Source organism: Dongia sp., assembly GCF_041910485.1.
GTDB lineage: Bacteria > Pseudomonadota > Alphaproteobacteria > Dongiales > Dongiaceae > Dongia.
On sequence record NZ_JAYRQR010000042.1, the window covers coordinates 137,341 to 159,352 of the forward strand.

Genomic DNA, 22,012 nt, shown 5'->3' on the forward strand with positions numbered 1-22,012 from the left:
GATTTGGTCTGATTGTTGATGCCGTGCGCTATCGCGTTCTAGCCCCGCGCGCGCCGGCGCGGTTTTTCCACCCGTCGCGTATCCGCCCGGCGCGTTTCTGCCCGGCGCGTATCTGCACTGATCACCTGCGTCACCACGATGGCGGTATCGCGCAGCAGGTCCCGCGCCGCCAGCCGCGCCGCATTCGGCTTCTTCCCGCGGATCGCCGACAGGATACGCTCATGGCCGGGCAAGGTGCGGCCGATATCGCCGCGCTGGCTGGCCGTATAGTTGAACATGTTGCCCAGCGCCGATTCGATCACCAGCCCCAGCGGCACCAGCAATTCATTGCCGGCGGCCAGCAGCACCGCCTGATGGAACTCCACATCCGCCGCATTCCAGGCGGCGAGGGTCTTCGCCTGACTCATGGCGACATAGGCCGCTTCGATCTCTTCCATCTGCGCATCCGTCCGATTGGCTGCCGCCAGGGCCGCCGTTTCGGGCTCCAGGATCTCGCGGACCTGCTGCATGTGCGCCAGGAAATGGGTCGGGTTGGCCGCCGCGCAATACCAGGCCAGCACATCGCGGTCGAGCAGGTTCCAGGCGGCGCGCGGTTGCACGCGCGAACCGATCTTGGGGCGCGACAGGATCAGGCCCTTGGCCATCAGCATCTTGATCGCCTCACGCACGGCGGTGCGGCTGACGCCGAAGGTGGCGCACCATTCCGCTTCATTGGGCAGCAAGGTGCCCGGCGCGAATTCGCCGCTCAGGATCCGCGCGCCGATATCCTGCGCCACCGAATGATGCAGACTGCCGCGGACGGCGCGTGTCGGTTTGGCTACCGACCGGCCCTTGCCGCCCAGTTGCGGCGCGACCATTTTCTCAGGCCGACCTGCAGTTGGGCCGTGCCCGCTCTTCTTCGCCTTCATCAGGTCGTTTCTCCCCAAATTTTATCGGGCTTTTTGCCTCTTCAGGACGCGCAACTCAAGCGCTGAGGTAAAACCCCTCAGGCTTTCGTCACCGGTTCCGTTGCCCCTATTTATCATACAAACGACAATTGAAGCGTGATATTTTGTATGATAAAAGCCAAGGCATAATAACCGGCGGAATAAACCGTCGGCACATCGCTCTGGGAGGAGCGGGAATGATCGGCGGCAATCCCGATGCGGATGCCCGCCCCATCTGCCACCAAACCTCCCGGAACCTTTTCACCGTTTCTCTGTCTCTTCGGAGAAACCGGCCGAGATCGCGGCCGCACAACGCAAACCGATCGATAACCTTTTTGGGAGGAAGCAAGTGAAATCATTCAAGACGATGCTGGCAGCAGCAGCGCTCGGCCTCTTTGCGCTGACGACGCAAAGCTTTGCCGAGGACAAGGGCCTCATCGGCATCTCGATGCCGACCAAATCCTCCGCGCGCTGGATCGCCGACGGCGACAACATGGTGAAAGTGTTCACCGAAAAGGGCTATTCGACCGATCTGCAATATGCCGATGACGATATCCCCAACCAGCTCGCCCAGATCGAGAACATGGTGACCAAGGGCGTCAAAGTCCTGGTCATCGCCGCGATCGACGGCACGACGCTCTCCGACATTCTGCAAAAGGCGCACGATGCGGGCATCAAGGTCATCGCCTATGACCGCCTGATCCGTGAATCCGCCAATGTCGATTACTACGCCACTTTCGACAATTTCCAGGTGGGCGTGCTGCAGGCGACGACGCTGACCGACGCGCTGGGCCTGAACGACGGCAAGGGCCCGTTCAACATCGAACTGTTCGGCGGTTCGCCGGACGACAACAACGCCTTCTTCTTCTACAACGGCGCCATGTCGGTCCTGCAGCCCTATATCGACAGCGGCAAGCTGGTCGTGCAGTCGGGGCAGATGGGCATGGACAAGGTCGGCACGCTGCGCTGGGACGGCGCGGTCGCTCAGGCCCGCATGGACAACCTGCTCTCCGCCTACTACACCGACAAGCGCGTCGATGCGGTGCTCTCGCCCTATGACGGCCTTTCGATCGGCATCCTCTCCTCGCTCAAGGGTGTGGGCTATGGCAGCGGCGACATGAAGATGCCGTTCGTTTCCGGCCAGGATGCCGAGGTTCCGTCGGTGAAGTCGATCATCGCCGGCGAACAATATTCGACCATCTTCAAGGACACCCGCGAGCTTGCCAAAGTGACCGCGAACATGGTGGACGCGATGGCCAGCGGCAAGGAACCGGAAGTCAACGACACCAAGACCTATGACAACGGCGTCAAGGTCGTTCCGGCCTATCTGCTGAAGCCCGTGGCGGTCGATGCCAAGAACTGGGAAGAAATCCTGGTCGGCAGCGGCTATTACACCAAGGATCAGATCACCCAATAACCGGTTCGCCGGTCGAGACGGGCCCCGCGTTTCTGAGACGCGGGGCCCGTTCCATATCTGCGAATCTGGCTTTCGGATAAGAAGCCGGGCTTTTGTCCCGGAAAATTGCGAAGGCCGACCAGCATCTTGGCCGGCTTTTTTTGTTCCCCGGATTGCCGCTTTCCTGCAATCTGATCGACATCCGGGGCGAGTTTGAGGATGCGTCATGGATATCACGCTCGCGATGCCCATTCTGGAAATGCGGGGGATCGTCAAAACCTTTCCCGGCGTGAACGCGCTCGACAATGTCAACCTGACGGTGCGGGAAGGCGAGATCCACGCCATCGTCGGCGAGAACGGGGCCGGCAAATCGACCTTGATGAAGGTGCTGTCCGGTGTCTATCCGCACGGCAGCTATTCCGGCGAGATCCACTTCAAGGGCGAGGAGCGCCGCTTCCGCGACATCGCCGACAGCGAAAAGCTCGGCATCATCATCATCCATCAGGAGCTGGCGCTGGTGCCGCTCCTCTCCATTGCCGAAAACATCTTCCTCGGCAACGAACCCGCCAAGAACGGCATCATCAATTGGGGCGAATCCTTCGCGCGCACCAAGGCGCTGCTGGAAAAGGTCGGCCTCAAGGAAAGCCCCAACACCCTCATCACCAATCTGGGTGTCGGCAAGCAGCAGCTGGTGGAAATCGCCAAGGCGCTGTCGAAGGAAGTGAAGCTCCTCATCCTCGACGAGCCGACGGCGAGCCTCAATGAAAGTGACAGCGACGCCCTCCTCAACCTGCTGATGGAATTCCGCCGCCAGGGCATCACCTCAATTCTCATTTCCCACAAGCTCAACGAAATCCTGAAGGTCGCCGACCGCATCACGGTCCTGCGTGACGGCACCACGGTCGATCACCTGGATTGCCAGAACGAGGCGATCAGCGAGGATCGCATCATCCGCGCGATGGTCGGCCGTGAGCTCAAAGACCGCTATCCGAAACGGACCCCCAATATCGGCGAGCCGATCTTCGAGGTGAAGAACTGGCGCGTCTTCGACGCCGTCCACGCCGACAAGGAAAAGATCAAGGGCGTCGACATCCATGTGAAAAAGGGCGAAGTCGTGGGCATCGCCGGCCTGATGGGCGCCGGCCGCACCGAGCTTGCCATGAGCATCTTCGGCAGGGCCTACGGGCAGAATATCAGCGGCGAGGTGAAGCTTCACGGCAAGACGGTCGATGTCAGCACCATCCAGAAGGCGATGGATAACGGCATCGCCTATGTGACAGAGGACCGCAAGAATTACGGCCTGGTCCTCATCGACGACATCAAGCGCAACGTGACGCTGGCCAACCTCAACGGCGTTGCCAGGAACGCCGTCATCGACGATGGCAAGGAACTCGCCATCGCCAACAAGTTCAGGAAAGATCTCAACATCCGCTGCTCCAGCGTCTTCCAGCAGACCGTCAATCTCTCCGGCGGCAACCAGCAGAAAGTGGTGCTGAGCAAATGGCTCTTCACCGAGCCCGAAATCCTGATCCTCGACGAGCCGACCCGCGGCATCGACGTGGGCGCCAAATACGAAATCTATTCGATCATCAACAGCCTCGCCGATGCCGGCAAGGGCGTCATCGTCATTTCCTCGGAAATGCCGGAACTCCTCGGCATCTCGGACCGTATCTATGTGATGAACGAAGGTCGCATGGTGGGCGAAATGCCGGCCAAGGAGGCGTCGCAGGAGAAGATCATGCGCGCCATCATGAAGTCATGGGAAGATTGAGATGAGCCAAGCAAGCGCCACCGACGAGATGCATGCGACGACCAGCCTGTCGCGCTTCATCAAAAGCAACATCCGCGAATACGGCATGCTGCTGTCGCTGATCCTGATCATGGTGTTCTTTCAGGTCGCGACCGGCGGCATCCTGTTCAAGCCGGTCAACCTCACCAACCTCATCCTGCAGAACAGCTACATCGTCATCATGGCGCTGGGCATGCTGCTGGTGATCGTCGCCGGCCATATCGACCTCTCGGTGGGATCGGTTGTGGGCTTCATCGGCGCCGTCGCGGCCGTGCTGATGGTGCAGTTCCACGTCCATTTCCTCATCACCGCGATTCTCTGTCTCGCCTTGGCGGGGGCGATCGGCGCGGGTCAGGGCTATTTCATCGCCTATCTGAAGATCCCGTCCTTCATCGTGACGCTCGCGGGCATGCTCGTCTTCAAGGGTCTGGCGCTCTATATCCTCCACGGCCAGTCGGTCGGCCCCTTCCCCAAGGAATTCCAGCTGCTCAGTTCCGGCTTCCTGCCGAGCTTCGCCCCAGACGGCTTCAATACCGCCTCGCTGCTGATCGGCATCATCGTTACGGCCTTGGTGATCTATTTCAACGTCCGCGACCGGCAGAACCAGTCGAAGCACGGCACAGCTGAAGAGCCGACCCTGTTCTTCATCGGCCGCAACATCCTTGTCGCCGCCGGCTTCGTGCTCTTCTCCTATCTCCTCGCCTCCTATAAGGGTCTGCCGAACGTGCTCATCGTCATGTTCGCCCTCATCGTGCTCTATGCCTTCGTCACCTCCTCGACGACGATCGGCCGGCGTATCTATGCGCTGGGCGGCAACGAGAAGGCGGCGCGGCTTTCCGGCATCCGCACCGAACGTCTCACCTTCCTCACCTTCACCAATATGGGTGTCCTCGCCGGTCTCGCGGGCCTCATCTTCGCCGCGCGCCTCAACACGGCGACGCCCAAGGCCGGCCTCGGCTTTGAGCTCGACGTCATCGCCGCCGTCTTCATCGGCGGCGCTTCGGCCTCGGGCGGTGTCGGCAAGATCATCGGCGCCGTCATCGGTGCCTTCATCATGGGCGTCATGAACAACGGCATGTCGATCCTCGGCATCGGCATCGACCTGCAGCAGGTCATCAAGGGGCTGGTGCTCCTCGCCGCCGTCTGCATCGACGTCTATTGCAAGAAGAAATCCTGAGGAAAGTCAGATCATGCGTCTTATCCAGTTCAGCAAGAACGGCCAGCGCGGCGTTGCCCGCATCGAAGGTGCGCAGGCGATCACCGTGCCGGGTGCCGCCAGTATCCTCGACATCGCCCAATCGGCCCTGGTCGGCAATTTGAAGAGCCTTGCCAAGGATATCGAGGGGCGTGGGTCCGGCGATGCGCTCGACTATGCCGAGCTCCTCGCCAGCAACAGCGTACTCGCCCCCGTCGATCATCCCGATCCCGCGCATTGCCTGGTGACGGGGACGGGCCTCACCCATCTCGGCTCGGCCGACACGCGCGACAAGATGCACCAGAAGGTCGCCGGCGACGTCGAGGCCCTCACCGATTCCATGAAGATGTTCAAGATGGGGCTGGAAGGCGGCAAGCCCACCGGCGACAAGCCCGGCGTGCAACCGGAATGGTTCTACAAGGGCGACGGTGACTGCGTCGTGCGCCCCGGCGGTGCGCTCGATCTTCCCGCCTTCGCGCTTGATGGCGGCGAGGAACCGGAAGTGGCCGGCATCTATCTCATCGCTCCCAATGGCGAGCCCTGGCGCCTCGGCTTTGCCATCGGCAATGAATATTCCGATCATGTGATGGAACGGCAGAACTACCTCTATCTCGCCCATTCCAAGCTCCGGGCCTGCGCCATCGGGCCGGAACTGCTGGTGGGCGATCTCCCCGACCATGTCGAGGGCGAAAGCCGCATCTTCCGCGACGGCAAGTTGCTGTGGAAGAAAGCCTTCGTCAGCGGCGAGAAGAACATGTCGCACACGATCGGCAATCTCGAATACCACCATTTCAAATACCGCCAGTTCCGCCGACCCGGCGATCTCCACATCCATTTCTTCGGCACCGCCACCCTCTCGGTCGGCGATGGCATCGTGACGCAAGCCGGCGATGTGTTCGAGATCGAGGCACCGGTCTTCGGCGCCGCCTTGCGCAACCCGCTCGGCGCCCGTGCCAATGACGAGTTCCGGCTGGGCGGCGTGAAGACGCTTTGACAATTCGCTGCATCGCCGTCGATTGGGGCACCAGCAACCGGCGCGCCTGGGCGCTGGATGGCGCCGGCCGTGTCATCGCCAGACGCGCCGACGATCAGGGGCTGCTGGCGATCAAGGACCGGGCATTCGCCGCCTCGCTCCAGACCCTGCTGGGAGACTGGATGGATGAGGGGGCGCCGATCATCATGTGCGGGATGGTGGGGAGCCGCCTGGGCTGGGTCGAGGTCCCCTACCTCAACGCCCCCGTTTCCCTCGCCGAGCTCGGAAATGGTCTGAAAACGACATCCGATTCCCTACCGGAAACGCCCTATATCGTACCCGGAATCGCCCGTTTTGATGCGGCCGGCGCCGATGTGATGCGCGGTGAGGAATGCCAGATGCTGGGCGCCCTCCTCACCCAGGGGAAGCGCGACGGCATCTTCCTCCTGCCCGGGACCCACGCCAAATGGGCGCGGCTCGAGGCGGGGGTGCTCACCGACTTCCGCACCTACATGACCGGCGAGTTGTTCGCCCAACTCCGCAAGGGCAGCAGCCTTGCCCAGCTGATGCCGCCCGCCGATGCGCCGGATTTGTTCGACGGCGATGCGTTCGATCGCGGCTTCACCGCTGCCTTTGCTGGCGATTCGCCCGGCATCACGCATCTTCTCTTCACCGTGCGCAGCCTGTCGCTGTTCGGGCGCCTCACCCCGGATGAGGCGCCGAGCTATCTTTCGGGGCTCCTGATCGGTGCCGAGATGAAGGATGCGCTCTCCTGGCTCAAAGGCCATGAGACGGTGACGGCGATCGGCTCGGCGAAGCTACTCGAAACCTATGACCGCGCCGCCCGCATTGCCGGTATCCCGTTGGAACGGCTGGAAAGCGATGACATTCTGCCCCCGGCCTTGTTCTCCATCGCACGGGCCGCTGGGCTTGGAGATTTGAGATGAATGACCTTCGCCCCTGGCTCAACCCCTTGCCGCTCATCGCCATTCTGCGCGGCATTACGCCGAAGGATGCGGAAGGCGCCGTCGATACGCTGGGGACTGCCGGCTGGCGCGTGATCGAGGTGCCGCTCAATTCACCCGAAGCACTGGAAACCCTGCGGCGCATGGTAAAGCGCGGCGGCGAGCGGCTGCTGATTGGCGCCGGGACGGTACTGACGGTCTATGAAGTCAATGCGATCGCCGATGCGGGCGCCCGCCTGATGGTGGCGCCCAATTGCGCACCCGATGTCATCCGGGCCGCCAAGGCACGCGGCCTTCTGACGGCACCCGGTGTCGCAACACCGACCGAGGCCTTCGCGGCACTCGAGGCTGGCGCCGATGCCTTGAAGATGTTTCCGGGCGAATTGCTGCCGCCGCCCGCGGTCAAGGCCTGGCGTGCGGTGCTGCCGCCGCAGACATTGCTGCTGCCCGTGGGCGGGGTCAGTCCCGGGAATATTGGCGCCTATCTCAAGGCCGGTGCCGATGGGTTCGGCATCGGCACATCCGTCTACAAGCCCGGCATGAGGATGGAAGATATGGCCGTGGCCGCCAAGGCATTGGCCGACGCCTTCAAACAAGCGTCGGCCTCACTCCCCATTCAGTGATTGTCGCGCGGCAGGCCCTTTTCCTGGGCGATGCGCTGGTACTTCACCGCCGGTTTCAGCACCATGCCTTCGTTGAGCTGATCGACGATCCCGCGCTGGATCTCCTGCCACGGCGTCTGATGCTCGGGGTATTTGTAGCCGCCCGCTTTCTTCAGCGCCTCGCGGCGCGCCTGCAGTTCGGCCGGATCGACCAGCATGTTAACCTCGCCCGTATTGAGGTCGACGCGGATCTTGTCGCCGCTCTTCAGGATGGCGAGACCGCCGCCGACCGCCGCTTCGGGCGCCGCATTGAGGATCGAGGGCGAGCCCGACGTGCCGGACTGGCGCCCGTCGCCGATGCAAGGCAGCGATGAGATGCCCTGTTTGATGAGATAAGCGGGCGGGCGCATGTTCACGACCTCGGCCGCACCCGGATAGCCGACGGGGCCCACGCCGCGAATGACCAGCACCGAATGCGCGTCGATGGCGAGAGCCGGATCGTCGATGCGGTGGTGGTAATCTTCCGGCCCGTCGAACACGATGGCCGTGCCGACGAAGGCGTTCTTGTCCTTGGCGTCGGACAGATAGCGGTCGCGGAATTCCTTCGAGATCACGCTGATCTTCATGATAGCGCTGTCAAAGATGTTACCCTTCAAGACAACGAAACCGGCCTTGTCGACCATCGGATTCTTGAAGGTCTTGATGACCTTGTCGTCCTCGATGGTGGCATTGCGGCAATTGTCGCCGATGGTCCGGCCGTTGACGGTGAGCGCGTCCTCGTCGATGAGACCTTCGTTCATCAACTGCTTCACCACGGCAGGCACGCCGCCGGCATGGTGATAATCCTCGCCCAGATATTCGCCGGCGGGCTGCAGGTTGACGAGCAGCGGAATATCGCGCCCCAGATCCTGCCAATCCTGCATCGTCACCTCGACGCCCATATGCTTGGCGATGGCGTTGATGTGGATGGGGGCGTTGGTCGAGCCGCCGATCGCCGAATTGACGCGGATGGCGTTGCGGAAAGCCTTCTTGGTGAGAATGTCGGAGGGCTTCAGATCCTCGCGCACCATTTCGACGATCCGCTTCCCCGTCTCGTAAGCCATCTGCTGGCGTTCGCGATAGGGGGCCGGAATGGCGGCCGACCCCGGGAGCTGCATGCCGAGCGCTTCAGCGAGCGAGTTCATCGTCGTCGCCGTGCCCATCGTGTTGCAATAGCCGGTCGAAGGGGCCGACGAGGCCACCAGTTCGATGAAGCCCTGATAGTCGATCTCGCCCGCGGCGAGCAACTGGCGCGCCTTCCAGACGATGGTGCCCGACCCGGTGCGTTCGCCCTTGTACCAGCCATTGAGCATGGGGCCGACGGAGAGGGCGATCGCCGGCAGATTCACGGTGGCAGCGGCCATCAGACAGGCCGGTGTCGTCTTGTCGCAGCCGATGGTGAGCACGACACCGTCGAGCGGATAGCCATAGAGGACTTCGACGAGACCGAGATAGGCAAGGTTCCTGTCGAGCGAAGCGGTCGGCCGCTTGCCGGTTTCCTGGATCGGATGCACCGGAAATTCGATGGCAATGCCGCCCGCCGTGCGGATGCCGTCGCGCAAACGCTCGGCCAGCACCAGATGATGACGGTTGCAGGGCGAGAGGTCGGAGCCGGTCTGGGCAATGCCGATGATCGGCTTGCCCGACTGCAGTTCCTCACGCGTGAAGCCGTAATTCAGATAGCGCTCGAGATAGAGCGCCGTCATGTCGGCATTCTCGGGATTGTCGAACCAGGCACGGGAGCGCATCTTGCGGCCATCGCCTGAACTGGGGGGCAAATGTCCCTGCCCTGTGGTGTGATCTCTGGATGGCATCAGATGCTACTCCTTGAAGCTTGCAAAATCAGTTATGCGCCGGCTGGGCTTGGCCCAGCAGCTTGGTCCGGTTGCGCCGCCCGTCTTCGATGACCTGGGTCATCGCCTGGGCGGCACGCGTTGCATCGCCGGCAGCGATGGCTTCGACGATCTCGGCATGATCCTCGGTCGAATGGTGCAGCCGATCTTGGTCGGCCACAGGGGCGCTGTCGACAAAGGTTGCCATCAGCGCCGCTTCGATGATGGCGCCGATCGCGCGCATGAAGGGATTGCCGGAAGCAGCGGCGATTTCGAGATGCAGCGCCAGGTCGATTTCAGCGAAGCTCAAGCGCGTATGGCCGGGCTGGCGGAACTCGTCGATAAGAGCGCGCATGCGGGCAAGCGATTCCTCGCTCCGGCGCAAGGCCGCCAGCGCCGTTGCGGCGGGTTCCACAGCCAAGCGGATCTCGTAGAGGCTGTTGAGAAAGCGGATGTCCATGCCGAGATCGAGACGCCAGCCAAGGAGATCGGTATCGAACATGTTCCAATCGACCTGCGCGCGCACCTTTGTGCCGACGCGCGTCTTCGACACCACGAGCCCCTTGGCCGCCAACGTCTTCATCACTTCGCGCAGCACGGTGCGCGATATACCGAACTGGGCCATCAGATCGCCTTCGGCGGGCAGCAAGCCACCTTCCGGGTAATCGCCGCGCAGAATCGCCGTGCCCATCGCCCGCACAATCTGTTCCTGACCCATGCGGGCACCGCCCATCCGCGTCGCACTCGCGCGGATCGATCGGTGTTTGTTCGGCGCCACAATCATCACTTGCTCCCCCTCGCACCTGCAGCACGGCGTGCCGACAGATAAACCAGAATTCTATGCAGCAGGATGAAGGCGAACAAGAGCAGGCCGACCACAATTTTGGTCCACCAGCTGGAGAGCGTTCCATCGAAGGTGATGTAGGTCTGGATCAGCCCCTGAATGAGCACACCGACGAAGGTACCGAGCACGAATCCCTGGCCGCCTGACAGCAAGGTGCCACCGATGACCACGGCGGCGATCGTGTCGAGCTCGACGCCGATGGCCGCCAGGGAATAGCCGGCCGAGGTGTAGAGCGAGAAGACAATGCCCGCAAGACCAGAGAGGCCGGCCGACAGGGCATAGACCAGAATCGTGCTGCGGCCGCTGCGAACGCCCATCATCTGCGCCGCCAGCGAGTTTCCGCCCAAAGCGAAGACATTTGCTCCGAAGCGCGTGAAGTGCAGCAGCACGATGCCCGCCGCGACCACGCCCAGCATGATCATGGCAATGAATGACAAACGCCCGCCATGCGGCAGCTTCACGTAGAAGCTGTTGAGTGCCGTATAAATTTCGTGATCCACGGGAATAGAATCGGTCGTCAGCAAGAAGCAGGCCCCGCGCGCCAGGAACATGCCGGCCAACGTCACGATGAAAGGCGGCGTCTTCAGGAAATGAATCACCGCCCCCATCGCCGCCCCGAACAGGACGGCAATGAGGATGACGAGTCCGAAGGCGAGCAGCGGCGGCATACCCCAGCTGCCGATGGCGATGGCCAGGAACACGGTGGCGAAAGCGATGACGGCACCCACCGACAGATCGATGCCGCCCGATATGATGACGAAAGTCATGCCAACGGCGACGATGCCGAGAAAGGCATTGTCGGTGAGCAGATTGCCGACCACCCGGAACGACAGCATCTTCGGGTATTGCGCGGTACAGAGCGCATAGACCAGCAGGAAGACGAGGATCGTCGCGATGAGGGGCAGATGACGCCGGTTCATCGCCGCACCTTCATGAGGCTCAGCCGGTCGAAGGCGCCAGCCAAGGCACCCGATTGCATGATCAGGATGGCAAGAATCACCAGCGCCTTGACGATGAGGTTGAATTCCGGCTTGAAGCCCGACAGCAGGATACCGGTATTCATCGCCTGGATGATGAGCGCGCCGACAAAGGACATGACGAGGCGGAAGCGGCCGCCGAAGAGCGAGGTGCCGCCGATCACCACCGCCAGGATGGCATCGAGTTCCAGCCACAGGCCGGCATTGTTGGCGTCGGCGCCTTTGATGTCGGCAGCGGCGATGATTCCCGCCATCGCCGCCAGAAGCCCGCACCAGGCATAGGCAACGAACAGCAGGAAGGGTGCGCGCACGCCCGCATAGACACTGGCCCGGCGGTTGATGCCCACCGCTTCAACCAGGAGGCCAAGGGCGGTGAGGCGAAACAGCGCCACGGTGACAGCGAGCGCCACGCAGGTGATGACGACCGGCATCGGCAGGCCGAGAAAACTGCCCGACCCCAGCGCGATGAGCGCCGGATCGACGAAGGTGACGATCTGCCCCTCGGTGATGAGCTGGGCGATGCCGCGCCCCGCCACCATCAGGATCAGCGTCGCGATGATCGGCTGGATATCGAGCAGCGCCACCAGCAACCCGTTCCAGATACCGCAGGCAAGGCCCGTCGCCAGGGCCGCAAGAAGCGCCATCTCGGCGGAATGACCGGCATTGACCAGAGTCGCGGCGACGGCACCGGCAATGGCCATGATCGCCCCCACGGAGAGATCGATGCCCTTGGTGGCGATGACCAGCGTCATGCCGATGGCCAGAAGCGCCACCGGCGCGCCACGATTGAAGACATCGACAAGGCTGCCGAAGAGGCGCCCATCCTGGATCCGGATGGAGAAGAAGTCGGGAAAGACCGCCCAGTCGGCCAGAAGCACGATGGCAAGGGCCGCCAGTTGCGGCGCGGCGGCGCGCAGATGCCGGGCGATACCGTTCATGGTGCCACCCCCACTTTGTCGTGGGCGATCCGCGCCAGAATGTTGGCGACGCTGACCTCGGCCCGTTCCAGCATGCCGACATGGCTGCGATCGACCAGAACGGCGACGCGGTCGCTGTAGGCGACGATCTCGTCAAGTTCGGAGGAGATGACGACGAGCGCCATGCCCTTGCCGCACAGATCGCGGATGAGCCGGATGATTTCGGCGTGGGCACCCACATCGATGCCGCGCGTCGGTTCGTCGAGGATGAGGATCGTGGGTTCGGTCGCCAGCCAGCGCGCGAGCAGCGCCTTCTGCTGGTTGCCGCCGGAGAGAAGCTGAATGGGCTTTTCGATGTCGGTGGTGCGGATGTCGAGCGCCCGGACGAAATGATCGGCGATCCTTTCCTGTTCGGCATGCGTGAGCGGCTTCAGCCAGCCACGGCGCGCCTGCAGCGCCAGGATGATGTTCTCGCGGACCGAGAGCGCGCCGACGATGCCTTCGATCTTGCGATCCTCGGGACAGAAACCGAAACCCGCCGCAATGGCATCGCGCGGCTGGCGCAAACGGAGTGACTTGCCGTCCACTTCGACCGAACCCTGATCCGCCGCTTCGATACCGAAGATGAGCTTGGCTGTTTCCGTGCGGCCCGACCCCAACAGGCCGGCAATGCCGATGACCTCGCCGGGGCGGATGTCGAGATCGAATGGCGCCAGATATCGCTGCTTGCCGAAGGCGCGGTAGACGGCCTTGGGCGGCGCGCTGTCGGCATGGCCGAGGGGCCTGAGATGCTCCGCCTCGGCCAGCTCCTTGCCCAGCATCATGCGCACCAGTTCAAGACGCGGCAGATCGCGCGTCAGTCTTTCACCGACCAGCCGGCCGTTGCGCAGCACCGTGATCCGGTCCGAGATTTCATAGACCTGGTCGAGGAAATGCGTGACAAAAATGATGCCCATGCCGCGCGCCTTCAGGCCGCGCACGGCAGCAAAGAGCATGTCGACCTCCTGCCGGTCGAGACTTGCCGTCGGTTCGTCGAGGATGAGGACGCGGGCCGAGAGATCGACCGCGCGGGCGATGGCGACGAGCTGCTGGACGGCCACCGAATAATCGCCCAATGCCGCCGCGACATCGATGTCGAGCCCATAGCCGGTGAGGAGTTCGCGCGCGGCCCGCTGCAAACGGCGGCGGTCGACCAGACCGAAGCGGGTCGGCTGGCGGCCAAGATAGAGATTTTCGGCGACCGAAAGATTGGGGAGGAGATTGACCTCCTGATAGACCGTGCCGATACCCAGGGCTTGCGCCTCGGCCGAACTGCGGGCGTCGATATCGACGCCGTCGAGACGGATCGTCCCGGCATCGCGCCGATGGATGCCGGTCAGCACCTTGATGAGGGTCGATTTGCCGGCGCCGTTTTCACCCAGCAGGGCATGGACTTCGCCCGCGCGCAGCGTGAAATCCACCCCGTCCAGTGCCACCACACCGGGGAAGGTCTTGGAAACGCCGCTGAGATCGAGAAGCGTGCTGGAAGAAACGTCGGTCATGCAGGGCCGGTCGCAACAGGAACCGGCGGCCGGCGCAATGGCCGGCCGCCGCGCTCACATCAGTACAGATCCTTGCGCTTCTCATACTCCGCCGCTGCCGTATCCGGCAGATAGAGCTTCGATTCGGTCTGGATCCATTTCTTCGGCATGGTGCCGTCCTTCTTGAACGCGATGATGGCATCGAGGGCGGGACCGGCCATGTTCGGCGTCAGTTCGACCGTCGCATTGGCTTCGCCATCGGCCATCGCCTTGAAGATGTCGGGCACGGAATCGATCGAGATGGTGAGGATGTCCTTGCCCGGCTTCAGGCCCGCTTCCTTGATGGCCTGGATGGCACCGATCATCATGTCGTCATTGTGGGCATAGACGGCGCAGATGTTCTTGCCGCCATTTTCCGCCTTGAGGAAGCTTTCCATCACTTCCTTGCCCTTGGCCCGGGTGAAGTCGCCCGACTGGGTGCGGATGATCTTCATGTCGGGATGGGCGGCAATAGCCTCGTCGAAGCCCTTCTTGCGGTTGATGGCCGGGCTGGAGCCGACCGTCCCCTGCAATTCGACGATGTTGCATTTGCCGTTCGTTTCCTTGGCCAGCCATTCGCCGGCGACCTTGCCTTCATAGACGGTGTCGGAGGTGACGGCGGTCAGGTAGAGCGAATCATCCTTGGTGTCGACGGTGCGGTCGAGAAGGACGACCGGAATTTCGGCGGCCTTCGCTTCTTCCAGCACGGCGTCCCAGCCGGTGGCGACGACGGGGGCGAGGAAGATCGCATCGACGCCTTGCGCGATGAACGAACGGATCGCCTTGATCTGGTTTTCCTGCTTTTGCTGCGCGTCGGCGATCTTGAGATCGACCCCGCGCTTTTCCGCTTCGATCTTCGAGACTTTGGTTTCGGCGGCGCGCCAGCCGGATTCCGAACCGATCTGCGAAAAGCCCACGACCAGGCTGTCGGCCGAGGCCGCCTGCATGGAAAGGGCGATGGTCGAAAACACGGTCGCGGCGAGGATCTGCCGCAACGACTTCACAATCTTCATGGCGTCTCTCCCTAATGAAGCCGCCGATTTGGGGACCTCATGCGGGCCCCTTTTTGAGATCGGCGGTCGCCGATTCAATGGCATAGGCTCGCCATCTTGGGAAGGGATATTATCATACTATATGATAATTCGCAGGTGCGAGATCGGTTCGCATGTGCGGGAGCCTCAATCGGCTCCCGCCCTGCGTTGGTCTTGTCGCGGGATTACTCGCTGCGGACGCGGGCGATGAAGGAATCGACCTCGCGCCGCAGCGCCTCGGCCTGCTTGGCGAGCTCGCCCGATGCCTCGCGCACCTGGGCGGCGGCGGTGCCGGCATCATCGGCCGTGCGCGAGACGCCCTCGATGTTGCGGGCCACTTCCTCGGTCCCCGTCGCCGCCTGGGTCGCATTGCCGGAGATTTCCTTGGTGGCGGCGGTCTGTTCTTCGACGGCGGCGGCGATGGCGGCCGAAATCTCGCTCACCCGCGCGATGGTCGTGCGCACGCTGGTCATCGCCTGAACCGCCGCATTGCTGGTCGCCTGGATCTTGGCGATGCGGCCGGTGATGTCCTCGGCGGCGCGACCGGTCTGGTTGGCGAGGTTCTTCACTTCCGACGCCACGACGGCGAAGCCCTTGCCGGCATCGCCCGCGCGGGCCGCCTCGATGGTCGCGTTGAGGGCCAGCAGATTGGTCTGGCTGGCGATCTCGCCGATGAGGCGCACGATACCGCCGATTTCCTCGGCGGCGGCCGCAAGCTCGTTCATCGTGTCGCCGGTGCGTTCGACCTCGCCCACTGCATCGCCCGCGGCGCGCGAGGAATCGCTCACCTGCCGGCTGATTTCCGAGATCGAGGCGGAAAGCTCCTCGGACGCCGCCGCGACCGTGGTGACGCTCGACGAGGCTTCGGTGGTGGCGGCCGCCACCATCTGCACCTGCTGCGTGGCCGAAGCTGCGACGTTCGACATGGATTGGGCATTGGCTTCAAGCTCCACCGCCGAAGCGGAGACGGCCTGAACGACACCCTTGACCGACGCTTCGAACGTGTCCGCCAGTTCCAGCATGCCGCGCCGGCGGGCCGCTGTCGCTTCCTGTTCCGCCATCTCGGTCTTGCGGCGCAGCTCCTCGATCTCGATGAGCTTCTGACGGAAGAATTCGATGGTCTTTGCCATGACGCCAAGTTCGTCGCCGCGACCGGTGCCGGGGACGGTGACATTCGTGTTGCCGGCGCCCATTTGTTCGACGATTCCGGTCAATTGCCCGACCGGCCGTGCCGCGACGCGCCGCACCAACAGCATCATGACGATGGAGAGCACGATGATCACGGCGACGGACGCCATGAGAATGATGTTGGTGATGATCGCCGCCGGCTTTCCGATCGTCGTTGCGATGAGATTGGTGACGACGACCCAGGGTTTTTCGGATTCTCCCAATTGAATCGGCGTGAACAGGCGATAGACATCGGAGCCGAGCGATTGCGAAAAATCGACCACTTCGACTTTCTCGCCCCCGACGGCCTTGGCGAACCAATCGTTGAAGTGCGGCTCGGTATCGGCCAGCGGCTTGGCGATGAAGTCGGCCTTCGGGTGCGCCACCCACAGGCCGCCGGACGACAGCAGATAGAGACCGCCATCGCCGAGCGGCTTGTTCTCCGCGAGCTGCTTGTTGAGATCGTCGAGCGGGATATCGACACCGGCAACGCCGATCGTCTTGCCGTCGACGATGATGGGCGTGGTGATCGACGTCATCAGCACGTCGACGCCATCGACCGGATAAATGTAGGGGGCGCTCACATACTCGCGTCCGGACTCGAAGGCACCTTTGAAATATTCCTGGGTGATCGCTTCGTTTTCGCCTTCGGCCGAGGGCTGCACCGCGACGTCGGTGCCGCTGTGCGTCACATAGATCGAGATGCGGCCGTCCTTGGTCATGCCCGGCTCGCCGACATGACCGGCATTGTCGCCGTCATATTCCTGGCCTGTGATCTCAATCCACGAACCGACCACGTCGGGATTGGCGCGCGTCGCCGCCGCGCAGGCCTCGACCAAAGCGGCGCGCGGGGCAGCAGCCTTCTTGGCGGACACCGTCGCTTGCGCCAGCACGCGGGCGACTTCGAAACCGGTGTTGAAGCGCAATTGCACATCCTTGGCCGCCACGCCGGCCGTCGCGCGGCCGAGATCGAGCGAAAGCGCCTGCATCTCGGCCGCTGACTTGTCGCGCACGACATAGGCAAGCAGACCAAGGCCCACGATCAGAGCGAGACAAATCGGGAGCAGCAGCTTGGTCGCCAGAGACAGGCGATTCCAAAGACCCATGATCTTCATCCCCATTCGACGTCCGGACACTCCGTCCCGGCCTTCAATCAGCGATGATTTTAGATAAATGGTCTTAAACACCACTTAAGCGGAAAGACGGCGCAATCAGCCTATGTTCCTAAGAGCGCGCCGCGTGAAGAAAGGCGAATGCACGCGGAAGAAAGCCGCGAAATCAGGCAATGCGATTTTGACGTGTTTGCCCACTCTTAAACGTCCCTACGGACACGAATAGCCAGACACAGAAACAATAGCTTAGCTCACGAGTGTTTCACAATCACCCCGATCGGCGGGTCGCTATTTCGTCGAATGTCCCCTGCAGAAGCCGCTATTAGGGCGAACGTTCGCGGGAATAGGCCAAAGTGTCAGCCGGACAACGTCAACGACCAGTGATTGAGTACGCAAGAGCACTCTGCGATACCCCACATGGCCGCTCGATCGAGCCTGCCCTCAAAATGCAGATAATGATCTCAGCCGTCCAAACGATACGAACTGATTATTCCACGAGAAGGCGAAGACTCCCGGAGCAGGCGATCCATTCGACGATACCATCGTCGGGAACGGAAAATCCTCTGCTCTTGAGTGCATTGATGTCGTCTTTGTGCAGTCGCATTCTTGTGCCATGGCTTGAAGAGCCATCGAGATTGATTACCCCGATTTCCTGACTTTTATTGCGGCCGTACACGTGTGCATGAGTCTGACCTGCTCCATAGTTGGGCTGGTCAACTCGGATGTTTTTCTCATAACGCCCGCTCAGCCACCGCCCTTCTTGGAGGCATTGGTATTCGCTGCTGTCAAGCAGGTCAGGCGTAAACACCTCTTCGACAACAGGTAGCTTATTGTCTTGTCCGTCGGCAGAATATTTGAGACACGAGAGGCCGTGATTTAACGGAGGATATCGCTCATCGGTTATTGAGTTTAAGCAGCGGCGTTCAGGTGTTGCAGGCGTCGTTGGGTGATGGTGTCGCGTTTGATCCTTTCCCGTTGTTCAATGATGGCTTGGCCACGGCCGCAGTAGACATCGCGGGCGTCAGGTTGTTGATGCTCTCGTGATAGCGCTGGTGATTGTAGTGATCAACGAGATACTGCTTTTATCTTGCGATCTCTCTCGGCCACATACGTTCGCCGCCAGCCGATACGCCTGACTGCACCGGGATAGGCCATGGCACTCCCCTCACATTTCGACATCCTCTCCCATCAGAAGATCTCGGGTGTTGCTTGGCACTGGAAACCCGTACCCACTTTCAGCTGCTGGCCACACGAGCTGCGCGTTCTCGTGATATTTGCTCGTGTATAGCAAGATGCCTATCTTCTGCAGGGTCACGAGAATGGCTTGAATGCCGTCGACTCCCACCGCTCGCCCCTTCTTCGTACCGTCAGGCCAGTCGATTTCGTATTGGCACGACCATGCTCCATCCTCAGAAACCGGCTTGAACAAACGAACTTCAAGTGTGAGCTCAAGGCCTTCTGATCGAACGGCTAGCTTGCGTGCAGCAATCAGCATTTTAGCCCTTCCTAATGGCTCAACGGAGGTGTCCGTCGGCAGAATATTTGAGACACGAGAGGCCGTGATTTAACGGAGGATATCGCTCATCGGTTATTGAGTTTAAGCAGCGGCGTTCAGGTGTTGCAAGCGTCGTTGGGTGATGGTGTCGCGTTTGATCCTTTCCCGTTGTTCAATGATGGCTTGGCCACGGCCGAAGTAGACATCGGCGGGTGTCAGGTTGTTGATGCTCTCGTGATAGCGCTGGTGATTGTAGTGATCGACGAAGGCGTCGATCCGGGCTTCGAGCGCCCCCGGCAGGTAATAGTTCTCCAGCAGGATGCGGTTCTTGAGTGTCTGGTGCCAGCGCTCGATCTTGCCCTGGGTCTGCGGGTGATAAGGTGCGCCGCGCGTATGCTGCATGCCCTTGCGTTCCAGCCAGGTGGCGAGATCGGCCGAGATGTAGCTCGATCGGTTGTCCGACAGCAGCCGCGGCTGGTGCTTGACCCTGGCCCGGTCACAGCCCGAGGCGGTGAGCGCCAGGTTAAGGGTGTCGGTGACATCCTCGGCTTTCATGGTGGTGCAAAGCTTCCAGGCGATGATGTAGCGGGAATAGTCATCGAGCACGGTCGAGAGATAGTACCAGCCCCAGCCGATCACCTTCAGATAGGTGAAGTCGGTCTGCCAGAGTTGGTTCGGGGCCGTGGTCTGGTCATGGAAGCTGTCGGCGGCCTTCATGACGATGAAGGCCGGGCTGGTGATGAGGTCATGGGCCTTCAAGAGCCGATAGACTGAGGCTATGGAATGCGAATCTAAGTGGGAACCATGCCCAGAAATCTGACATGGAAAAGCCGACCATGCAGGCGCTCATGCCCAATGAGCAGAAGGCAGCAGCACTCTTGGCTCCAAAGCGAGCCACAAAACGGGGTACAAGCGGTATTGCAACGAGGTTCGCTATTCCACCAAGTGCCAGATTGACTCCCAGTACCGTTGATCGTGCGTCGGTCAGATCAATTTGGATGCCGAGGAAGGGAATAGGCAGAATCAAGGTCCCTGCGAGCGCCGCCTCTATCTTCGTGGACAATATCGGCGTGAGCAGGGTGAAGCCCATGCCGACTAGAGTTACGAATAGTATCGAGATTGCGATCTGTCCGATGATCTGCGATGACAGCCTCTCTTGCGACATGCTTTCTCTCAAGCCAGGTGTAGTTTAGCTCTGGTTAAAAATGCACTCGCACGACTACTTCTCGCCCCCGGAGGGGCCCCAGAAGATCACCCACGTAACGAAATCTGGGGACATGTCATGGAAGCGGTGCTCGGCGAAAGCTGGAACAAACACAACCTCTCCAGCCGAAACGGCTTTGGCTTCACCCGAGCATTCAAATCGCGCCCGACCCGTCACGATGATGTAAAGCTCATCCTGATCATGCGGTGTTTGATTGTCGGACCCTCGGGGTGCAAACACCTCGACCGACATGGTCCCATGCTTCAGTGCATCTGCGAAAGGCTCACCGTCGGGCCATTCGCGTGTCCGCTGACCAGGGATGCCTGAAAGTACATCTTTCAGAGTTCTCGTGAGCGTTCATACCACCATAAGTCGCGTATGAAAATGTACCTAAGATCTCGCAATGTCGCAACGTCAACTTGGTGCCGCGCCGATCTCCGCAACTCGTCACGGCGGCTGGTCCAAAGTCGCGCGAATCACAGCTAGCGCAGGAATTAAGTGAAAGGAGCGAGGCTGCACCAGTATGTCAGTGGGATGAATTCAGTGCCCTTTCTTGCGGGCCTGAGACGTGTCTTCGATCTGTGGACGAGCTGCTATCGGGCGGGTGTTAGCAAGGCGCCTTCAGATCCGGGAGCTTCTGATCTCAACCAAAGCCATCGCAAGCGGATACTTGGCTTCCGAGCCGCCCCGATCTAGACGAACAAGGACCGTGCATAGGTCAAGCGCCCCTTCTTCGGCCTATCGATCTTCCTGAGCGACAGGAACATCTGAAACATTCCTAAGAAAGAGAATGGCTCGACAGAATATCAATGGGTTAGCTCAGGAGTGTTCCATTAATAGCCCGAACGATAGGTCACTATTCTCCCGAATAGCCGAAGGAAAAGTCACTATTGGGACGAATGTAGACTGGATCAGTCCGTTCTTCCCCTAGAGACATTAAGTTCAGCACATTCCACGCTAGGCAAACAGTGATCGGGGAGCGTGCCGTAGCCGTCCAGTTCCAGGCCTCTTGAGCTTCTTGGGTGGCAAGAATTCCCGGAACACATCGTTGATGATTTGCCGCCAACCTTCGTCCGGCCGCATCTCGATCATGGTTTGGACGGGACGCAGTCGCATGATCGAGTCCCTGGCCTCCCGAGCATTTTTCTCCATCAGCAGCTCAAGGTAGTGGGTAAACTTCATCGGCCAGTCATCCAGCAGAGCGACACCGCGGGCAATCAGGCTAGATTGGGATACCGTCGCCTTCTTTTCCCCAGGGCGCATTGCTTTACCTTCGACGGCAGCAACGACACGACCCAGGTTTAACAGCAGATTGAACTGATCACCCATCGACAATCCGGACAAGACCGACCCTGGCGGGTGAGTTCCGCCAGTCGCAATCAGATGAAGCACCTTCATCGCGTCTAGCGTTCGCTGATCCACGCTACGACCCTGCATCGAGGTCAACGGCATCTGACAACGCGGACAGGCCTCTATTCCAGACAACGACCACTGAAATTCATGTCCGGGACAGGAGGGGCAGGCATTGATCAGGGTTCGGCCGTGAATATGGCAAGCACTCAGCGGTCCTAAATACCAGATATGCCTGTGGTAAGGGCTCTCCACCAAGCATTCCGGGCAGATCCACATCTTACTAGTTCGGACCCAATCCCGAAGGATCACTTGTCCACGAAAGTGCGCCAGGCCAGGTTTGTCGGCGCCCAACAATCCGTCTTGAAGGACCTCCCATTGGTCTCCTAAGGCCTCGGCAAGTTGATCCAAGCTCCAGGCAAAGGGCAATCTCCATATACGGTCAGGGGTGCGAAATTCTGGGATCAAATTTCCCACGTTTTCAGAGCCAAGGATCTTCGCCGTTCGTTTAAGGTAGCCGAGAATGCTCTCACCCTCTAATGCTTCAGGGCGAATTGGGTACTGCTTCATTGTCATTATTGGTTTGCTTGGGATCGAAGTTGTTGTCCATGCCATCCATGGAATTTGCCAAGCAGTTAT

Annotated in this window: 18 protein-coding genes and 3 pseudogenes; 6 read left to right on the forward strand and 15 right to left on the reverse strand. The window is 61.0% G+C overall.

Features of this window, described 5'->3' with window-relative positions; translation table 11 throughout:
* Positions 1-38 precede the first annotated feature (38 nt).
* A complete protein-coding gene (locus ACE3PP_RS13410) occupies positions 39-908 on the reverse strand; it encodes a FadR/GntR family transcriptional regulator (RefSeq protein ID WP_374383090.1) in 870 nt (289 codons plus the stop codon).
* Between the two features lie 385 nt (positions 909-1,293).
* Here ACE3PP_RS13410 and chvE point away from each other — a divergent pair, with 385 nt between their 5' ends.
* The 6 genes from chvE (at position 1,294) to ACE3PP_RS13440 (ending at position 7,867) form a co-directional block, all read left to right on the forward strand.
* Positions 1,294-2,343, forward strand: coding sequence for a multiple monosaccharide ABC transporter substrate-binding protein (gene chvE / locus ACE3PP_RS13415; RefSeq protein WP_374383152.1), 1,050 nt, complete (start codon positions 1,294-1,296; stop codon positions 2,341-2,343).
* Between the two features lie 205 nt (positions 2,344-2,548).
* Positions 2,549-4,093, forward strand: coding sequence for a multiple monosaccharide ABC transporter ATP-binding protein (gene mmsA, locus ACE3PP_RS13420; protein WP_374383092.1), 1,545 nt, complete (start codon positions 2,549-2,551; stop codon positions 4,091-4,093).
* Between the two features lies 1 nt (position 4,094).
* Positions 4,095-5,288, forward strand: coding sequence for a multiple monosaccharide ABC transporter permease (gene mmsB / locus ACE3PP_RS13425; protein ID WP_374383094.1), 1,194 nt, complete (start codon positions 4,095-4,097; stop codon positions 5,286-5,288).
* Between the two features lie 13 nt (positions 5,289-5,301).
* On the forward strand, positions 5,302-6,300 hold the full coding sequence (gene araD1, locus ACE3PP_RS13430; protein WP_374383096.1) for an AraD1 family protein: 999 nt from the start codon (positions 5,302-5,304) through the stop codon (positions 6,298-6,300).
* Complete coding sequence (locus ACE3PP_RS13435; RefSeq protein ID WP_374383098.1) at positions 6,297-7,226, forward strand: 2-dehydro-3-deoxygalactonokinase; 930 nt, start codon at positions 6,297-6,299, stop codon at positions 7,224-7,226. The genes araD1 and ACE3PP_RS13435 overlap by 4 nt, the downstream gene beginning before the upstream one ends.
* Positions 7,223-7,867, forward strand: a complete 645-nt coding sequence (locus ACE3PP_RS13440) for a 2-dehydro-3-deoxy-6-phosphogalactonate aldolase (protein WP_374383100.1) — start codon at positions 7,223-7,225, stop codon at positions 7,865-7,867. Before ACE3PP_RS13435 ends, ACE3PP_RS13440 begins: the two co-directional genes overlap by 4 nt.
* On the opposite strand, the gene ACE3PP_RS13445 is transcribed toward ACE3PP_RS13440, so the two are convergent.
* The 14 genes and pseudogenes from ACE3PP_RS13445 to ACE3PP_RS13510 form a co-directional block, all read right to left on the reverse strand.
* Positions 7,861-9,633, reverse strand: coding sequence for an IlvD/Edd family dehydratase (locus ACE3PP_RS13445; RefSeq protein ID WP_374383102.1), 1,773 nt, complete (start codon positions 9,631-9,633; stop codon positions 7,861-7,863). The genes ACE3PP_RS13440 and ACE3PP_RS13445 overlap by 7 nt on opposite strands.
* A gap of 94 nt (positions 9,634-9,727) precedes the next feature.
* Positions 9,728-10,501 carry a FadR/GntR family transcriptional regulator gene (locus ACE3PP_RS13450; RefSeq protein WP_374383104.1) on the reverse strand — a complete coding sequence of 258 codons (774 nt, stop codon included), beginning with the start codon at positions 10,499-10,501 and terminating at the stop codon, positions 9,728-9,730.
* The gene (gene yjfF, locus ACE3PP_RS13455; protein WP_374383106.1) at positions 10,501-11,481 is read right to left on the reverse strand and encodes a galactofuranose ABC transporter, permease protein YjfF; all 981 of its coding nucleotides are present in this window, start codon (positions 11,479-11,481) and stop codon (positions 10,501-10,503) included. The genes ACE3PP_RS13450 and yjfF overlap by 1 nt, the downstream gene beginning before the upstream one ends.
* Positions 11,478-12,476 carry an ABC transporter permease gene (locus tag ACE3PP_RS13460; RefSeq protein WP_374383108.1) on the reverse strand — a complete coding sequence of 333 codons (999 nt, stop codon included), beginning with the start codon at positions 12,474-12,476 and terminating at the stop codon, positions 11,478-11,480. Before ACE3PP_RS13460 ends, yjfF begins: the two co-directional genes overlap by 4 nt.
* Positions 12,473-13,996: a sugar ABC transporter ATP-binding protein gene (locus ACE3PP_RS13465; protein WP_374383110.1), complete on the reverse strand. Its 1,524-nt coding sequence runs from the start codon at positions 13,994-13,996 to the stop codon at positions 12,473-12,475. The genes ACE3PP_RS13460 and ACE3PP_RS13465 overlap by 4 nt, the downstream gene beginning before the upstream one ends.
* A gap of 59 nt (positions 13,997-14,055) precedes the next feature.
* On the reverse strand, positions 14,056-15,027 hold the full coding sequence (ytfQ, locus tag ACE3PP_RS13470) for a galactofuranose ABC transporter, galactofuranose-binding protein YtfQ (RefSeq protein ID WP_374383112.1): 972 nt from the start codon (positions 15,025-15,027) through the stop codon (positions 14,056-14,058).
* Between the two features lie 203 nt (positions 15,028-15,230).
* Positions 15,231-17,318, reverse strand: a complete 2,088-nt coding sequence (locus ACE3PP_RS13475; protein WP_374383114.1) for a methyl-accepting chemotaxis protein — start codon at positions 17,316-17,318, stop codon at positions 15,231-15,233.
* A gap of 915 nt (positions 17,319-18,233) precedes the next feature.
* A pseudogene (locus ACE3PP_RS13480) lies at positions 18,234-18,394 on the reverse strand (IS3 family transposase); the annotation flags it as partial.
* Between the two features lie 95 nt (positions 18,395-18,489).
* A complete protein-coding gene (locus ACE3PP_RS13485; protein WP_374383116.1) occupies positions 18,490-18,819 on the reverse strand; it encodes a hypothetical protein in 330 nt (109 codons plus the stop codon).
* A 102-nt stretch (positions 18,820-18,921) separates the two neighbouring features.
* A pseudogene (locus ACE3PP_RS13490) lies at positions 18,922-19,602 on the reverse strand (transposase); the annotation flags it as partial.
* Entirely contained in the window at positions 19,565-19,984 is a 420-nt protein-coding gene (locus tag ACE3PP_RS13495) for a hypothetical protein (protein ID WP_374383118.1), read from the reverse strand. The gene ACE3PP_RS13495 and the pseudogene ACE3PP_RS13490, both read right to left, overlap by 38 nt.
* A gap of 54 nt (positions 19,985-20,038) precedes the next feature.
* Positions 20,039-20,275, reverse strand: a complete 237-nt coding sequence (locus ACE3PP_RS13500; RefSeq protein ID WP_374383120.1) for a cupin domain-containing protein — start codon at positions 20,273-20,275, stop codon at positions 20,039-20,041.
* A gap of 705 nt (positions 20,276-20,980) precedes the next feature.
* Positions 20,981-21,352, reverse strand: a complete 372-nt coding sequence (locus tag ACE3PP_RS13505; protein ID WP_374383154.1) for a hypothetical protein — start codon at positions 21,350-21,352, stop codon at positions 20,981-20,983.
* Between the two features lie 213 nt (positions 21,353-21,565).
* Positions 21,566-21,988, reverse strand: a pseudogene (locus tag ACE3PP_RS13510) (TniQ family protein); the annotation flags it as partial.
* Positions 21,989-22,012 lie beyond the last annotated feature (24 nt).

Coding starts and splice junctions, on each gene's coding strand:
- ACE3PP_RS13410 (WP_374383090.1), bottom strand. CDS start 908: ATGAAGGCGAAGAAGAGCGGGCACGGCCCAACTGCAGGTCGGCCTGAG.
- chvE (WP_374383152.1), top strand. CDS start 1,294: ATGCTGGCAGCAGCAGCGCTCGGCCTCTTTGCGCTGACGACGCAAAGC.
- mmsA (WP_374383092.1), top strand. CDS start 2,549: ATGGATATCACGCTCGCGATGCCCATTCTGGAAATGCGGGGGATCGTC.
- mmsB (WP_374383094.1), top strand. CDS start 4,095: ATGAGCCAAGCAAGCGCCACCGACGAGATGCATGCGACGACCAGCCTG.
- araD1 (WP_374383096.1), top strand. CDS start 5,302: ATGCGTCTTATCCAGTTCAGCAAGAACGGCCAGCGCGGCGTTGCCCGC.
- ACE3PP_RS13440 (WP_374383100.1), top strand. CDS start 7,223: ATGAATGACCTTCGCCCCTGGCTCAACCCCTTGCCGCTCATCGCCATT.
- ACE3PP_RS13445 (WP_374383102.1), bottom strand. CDS start 9,633: ATGCGCTCCCGTGCCTGGTTCGACAATCCCGAGAATGCCGACATGACG.
- ACE3PP_RS13450 (WP_374383104.1), bottom strand. CDS start 10,501: ATGATTGTGGCGCCGAACAAACACCGATCGATCCGCGCGAGTGCGACG.
- yjfF (WP_374383106.1), bottom strand. CDS start 11,481: ATGAACCGGCGTCATCTGCCCCTCATCGCGACGATCCTCGTCTTCCTG.
- ACE3PP_RS13460 (WP_374383108.1), bottom strand. CDS start 12,476: ATGAACGGTATCGCCCGGCATCTGCGCGCCGCCGCGCCGCAACTGGCG.
- ACE3PP_RS13465 (WP_374383110.1), bottom strand. CDS start 13,996: ATGACCGACGTTTCTTCCAGCACGCTTCTCGATCTCAGCGGCGTTTCC.
- ytfQ (WP_374383112.1), bottom strand. CDS start 15,027: ATGAAGATTGTGAAGTCGTTGCGGCAGATCCTCGCCGCGACCGTGTTT.
- ACE3PP_RS13475 (WP_374383114.1), bottom strand. CDS start 17,318: ATGGGTCTTTGGAATCGCCTGTCTCTGGCGACCAAGCTGCTGCTCCCG.
- ACE3PP_RS13485 (WP_374383116.1), bottom strand. CDS start 18,819: ATGCTGATTGCTGCACGCAAGCTAGCCGTTCGATCAGAAGGCCTTGAG.
- ACE3PP_RS13495 (WP_374383118.1), bottom strand. CDS start 19,984: ATGTCGCAAGAGAGGCTGTCATCGCAGATCATCGGACAGATCGCAATC.
- ACE3PP_RS13500 (WP_374383120.1), bottom strand. CDS start 20,275: ATGTCGGTCGAGGTGTTTGCACCCCGAGGGTCCGACAATCAAACACCG.
- ACE3PP_RS13505 (WP_374383154.1), bottom strand. CDS start 21,352: ATGGGTGATCAGTTCAATCTGCTGTTAAACCTGGGTCGTGTCGTTGCT.